Annotated in this window: 3 protein-coding genes; all 3 read right to left on the reverse strand. The window is 35.3% G+C overall.

All coding sequences use genetic code 11. The features are described from left to right. Positions 1–692: TonB-dependent siderophore receptor (locus H5203_RS22290; protein ID WP_182735882.1), on the reverse strand; the 692-nt coding region annotated here is incomplete at its 3' end. Positions 693–1,568: 876 nt separating this feature from the next. Continuing rightward, positions 1,569–2,267, reverse strand: a complete 699-nt coding sequence (locus tag H5203_RS22295; protein ID WP_182732450.1) for a 2OG-Fe(II) oxygenase family protein — start codon at positions 2,265–2,267, stop codon at positions 1,569–1,571. A 66-nt stretch (positions 2,268–2,333) separates the two neighbouring features. Beyond that, a partial coding sequence (locus H5203_RS22300) for a TonB-dependent receptor domain-containing protein (protein WP_182820359.1) occupies positions 2,334–4,480 on the reverse strand: 2,147 nt, incomplete at its 5' end.

Raw genomic sequence — 4,480 nt, forward strand, 5'->3', positions numbered from 1 at the left:
TTACCCATTGATGAGATATCACGATCACCAGCCCAAATTTCAGCTTGAGTAACGTGGCTAAGGTTCATCATTAAGCCACCTTTATCAGAGGTGGTACCAATTGTTAAATCAGCTGAATATTGACGACCATCGTTATATTTTAAGTTTTCACCACCATAAACTGAAAGCTCTGCACCTTCAAAGTCTTTACGTGTGATGATATTAACAACACCGGCTATCGCATCTGAACCATAAATTGCTGATGCGCCATCTTTAACAACTTCAACACGCTCAATTGATGACGCTGGAATGGTATTTAAATCAACCGTAGAACCTAATGAAGAAACCCAACGTTTACCATTTACTAATACTAATAAACGCTCTGCACCTAGGTTGCGTAAATCCATGTTAGTGGCACCGGTACCACCATTATTGAATGCAGTATTTAAAGCGGCACCTGCTGCTGGAATTTGCTGTAGGATATTACCAATGCTGATCTGGCCACTTGCTTCAAGATCAGCACGGTCTAGAACAAGCACAGGGCTTGCGCTTTCTAAATCAGTTCGTTTAATACGTGAACCAGTTACCTGAATACGTTCAACTTTTTCTACACCTTCTTCTGCAGCAAATGAGCTTGCTGAAAAAGCAGCTGTTGATGCTGCACCAAAAGCGATCGCTAAGCGAACTGCTTTTGAAACTTTGTTATTTAACATTTGATTCTCCCTGGTCATATTAATATATGATTTTATTAGTTTTAATTACTCATAAAAAAGCTAATAAGTATCCATAAAAGATACTAAGTACCTAATTGAGCAAAGGGATAGTAATATCAGGTACAGCCAAAGGTCAACACTTATTTAACTTTAAATCCATCAACTTTACAGTTAAGGAACAAAAAAGCACAACTAATAAACAATATAAGCAACTGTTTTTATTGATTATTAATTTTATATTTACATTTATCGAAAAGACTAATACAAATAAATTAACAAGTAATACATTCAATAATTGAATCAAAACCCTTAATTCTTTAATTTTATTAGTTAAGACGATTTCTGTATGAAGGGAATAAAACTGAGTTAGCGGCAAATTGACGGAGATTTTTCAAAAGGTAGTTTTGTAACAGTATTTGAAGACCATACCTCATCATTCAATAATTTAAGACAGAATTTTGCTACATGTTATATGACTCCGTTTAATATTTTTTCAAATACTGAAAGGTAAAAACTTAGTTGAAAATCAGACATAACTATTAAAAGGCGTTATACATGTAATAGCATCATAAACTAGTAATTCTACATTGGTTATTAACAGTTCTACTTAGCTTTTTTCAGTATTGAATAAAACATAACAATAATTAACGAATTTAAAAAAGTTAACCGAGTTTAATATCGATAAGTTTTTCTTAATGTAAACTTACCCTTCATTTATACCACTTCAATTAAAATAATTTTTAGTCAATTAAATACAAGCCGAAAACTACCATATTTTCGTTATAATACTAATTAATTATCGCTGCTTAAATTTAGGTAAGTTCCCGACCTGCTTTAATAAAAAAATAAAAACCAAAAGATGCCTTAAATATAAGGCTAAATTACATTAAACCAACCAGTAATAGAATATCTTGGATACTTTGCGAAAGGTGTTACGTAACTTACTGAATGTGGTAAGTTTACATCAAATAAACTAAGAGTATTATTTTTCGGAAAAAACGTATCAACCATCCCCCCTTCAGCATTAAAAAAGTGTAGTAAACCACCCCAATCAGGATGCCAGTTTGGTGTAAAACCAAATACATAGGCAATAGCTCTACCTTCACTAGGTAGCACATCATTATGCCTTGTTAAAAAATTACCTGATATATAGCGTGTCACTTGTACACTTGCACTAATTACATTTTCATTACCAGTGATCTGTCGAATAAAATTAAGGCAAACATCTGAATTCAGATAATTAAAAAGAGCTTTATATAAAGAAAATTCTGTATTTTTATTGATATTATGTCGCCCATAAAAAAAGCCAATTCCATTTGAAGCATCTTTATAGATTGTCCTTTGGAGTTCTCTTTTTTCTTCTGTAGTCATATTCCCTAATTCACGATCTGAAGATTGAATATATTTACCATCTATAGCAAAAGCATTTAGAAAACTCGTCTTATTTTCGATCGCTTCGTGTAAAAGTGATGCACTTTCATCTGTCCATACGTCTGAGAGCATGACCCTTTTATTTTTCATATACTCTTCTTGTATACTCTCCAGCTTTTCACTTATATTTTTTAACTCAACCATTTTTTACCTCATAAAAAAAAGCCACTCTAGAGTGGCTTTAAATTAAATTAAATTATTAATAATGCATTAAAATTTAATAGTTGCTCGTAAATATACAAAGCGATCCATATTTACATCATACTCAGTAACTGAGAAGTTGTTTGTAGAGATAGCTATATCGTTATTGCTATATTCTGGTGATGGTTCTTTAGCGAATAAATTCTCAATACCTAGTGTTAACTTAGTATTATAAGCATCTAATGCGTAGCCTACTGAAACATCATGTACAAAGTAAGAACCGATCTCCGCTGCCATACCTGGGTAGTTTTCAGCACCATATAAAACATCGTAATAGTTCTGTAAACGATCTACATAACGAGTTTGCCAATGAGCGTCAAAATCACCCATCGACCAATCAACTGCAAATGTACCTTTATATTCAGGGTAACCAGCATCACCATACTGAATCCCAACTTGATCTTCACCATCAAATTCATTCGTCATCACATATGACAAGTCTAGTGACGTTTTAAAGCTACCGTATTCAGTATCAAATTTATAGGCTGTAAAGAAGTCAATACCTTCTACGTTGTATGAACCTGAATTTTGTAGGAAGTTACGTAAATCAACAACATTACCGTTTGCATCGCGATCAATATAATCACAAGACTGAGCATTATCACCTGTTGAACATTCATTCAGAAGTCTTGAAGCACCATAACGACCGATTGAGTTTGTAACTTCAATATCATAATAATCGATTGTGAATTCTAAACCATCAACATAACTTGGGTTATAAACAATACCAAATGTTTTTGATTCTGACTCTTCCGGCTTAAGATCTGGCGATGATACATTTGTAATACGAATTTGAGTATTTGCTTGTGCATAACCATCTGGTACACCAGCACAACCTGGAAGGTTAGGAACTGCACCCTCAACTGAATTACATGGATCTGTTAGTGTTGGATATGAATCAGCATTACCTGCATATAAATCCGAAATTGAAGGAGCTCTATAACCTTCAGCCCATGTACCACGAAGTAAAATGTCGTCGATTGGACGGTATTCTACACCCACTTTAGCAGTAGAGTTGCTACCATATGCACTGTGATCTGAGAATCGAATTGCTGGTGAAATAGTTAAGCCTTCAATAACAGGAATTGATAGCTCAACATATGCCTCGTCTAAGCGGAAACCACCAGAAGTAGCATCACGTTGGTTACCTGACGTTTCACCACTTTGCGTTAGTGGATCTGGAGTATCATAACCAGTCTCTTCACGACGCTCTAAACCGATAGCCATACCAACTACACCAGCTGGTAATTCAAATGCATCACCCGCAAAGTTTAATGTGTAATCTTTTAGCTCTAAACCTTCACGCGATACGCTATCAAACGTTACGAAATCAACCATTTCCGGTGTAATTGAACCAGCACCACCAAATAAGTTAAGCGGTACACATGACGTTGATGCGTTACAGTTATCACCAAGTGCCTGATTAATACGCGTTAAATTTAATAGACCTGTTGTTAATACGTCTTGGCTATTTTTACCGTATATATATGATGCATCCCAAACCCAAGATGTATCGCCAACATTACCCTCTAAACCAACCATTGCGCGGTATGTTGTATCATTTTGTTTGTAAATACGATTACCCGCTTCTACAAATCGACGTTGACCTGCATAAGGTACATATCCGTCAACACCAGAACGTGCGCCATCACCATATAAAGTTTCACCGAAAGGGTTATAGATATTATTTGCATGAATATCTACTTTACTTGCAGATGCACCAAAAGACGCACCAATAGTAAGTGGCATTGCAGCTAATAACTGAGATGACTCACGGTTTGTCATCATGAAATCAGATACTACTCTAAGATCATCAGAAAGGTCATAAAAAGCTTGTACGTACATACTATTACGTACTTGTGGAGTCGACAAATAGTTTTCTGGTGCATAGTTATACACATCACCACTGCGATCTCTGAATGAATCAATGCCTACACCTGAACCAGCACCATTTGGAACTAAATCGAAGCCAGCATTAGATTTTCCAGCGTTATTTTCAGTATAACCTTGAGCTAGCAAATCATTTCGAAGTGAATCAGAAATAGCACTAGATGTTAAACGAAGACGGCCTTTTTCTGTTGTTGAACTGTTACCCATTGATGAGATATCACGATCACCAGCCCAAATTTCAGCTTGAGTAACGTGGCTAAGGTTCA

The sequence above is a fragment of the Pseudoalteromonas sp. SG41-1 genome (genome assembly GCF_014164575.1).
Lineage (GTDB): Bacteria > Pseudomonadota > Gammaproteobacteria > Enterobacterales > Alteromonadaceae > Pseudoalteromonas > Pseudoalteromonas rhizosphaerae.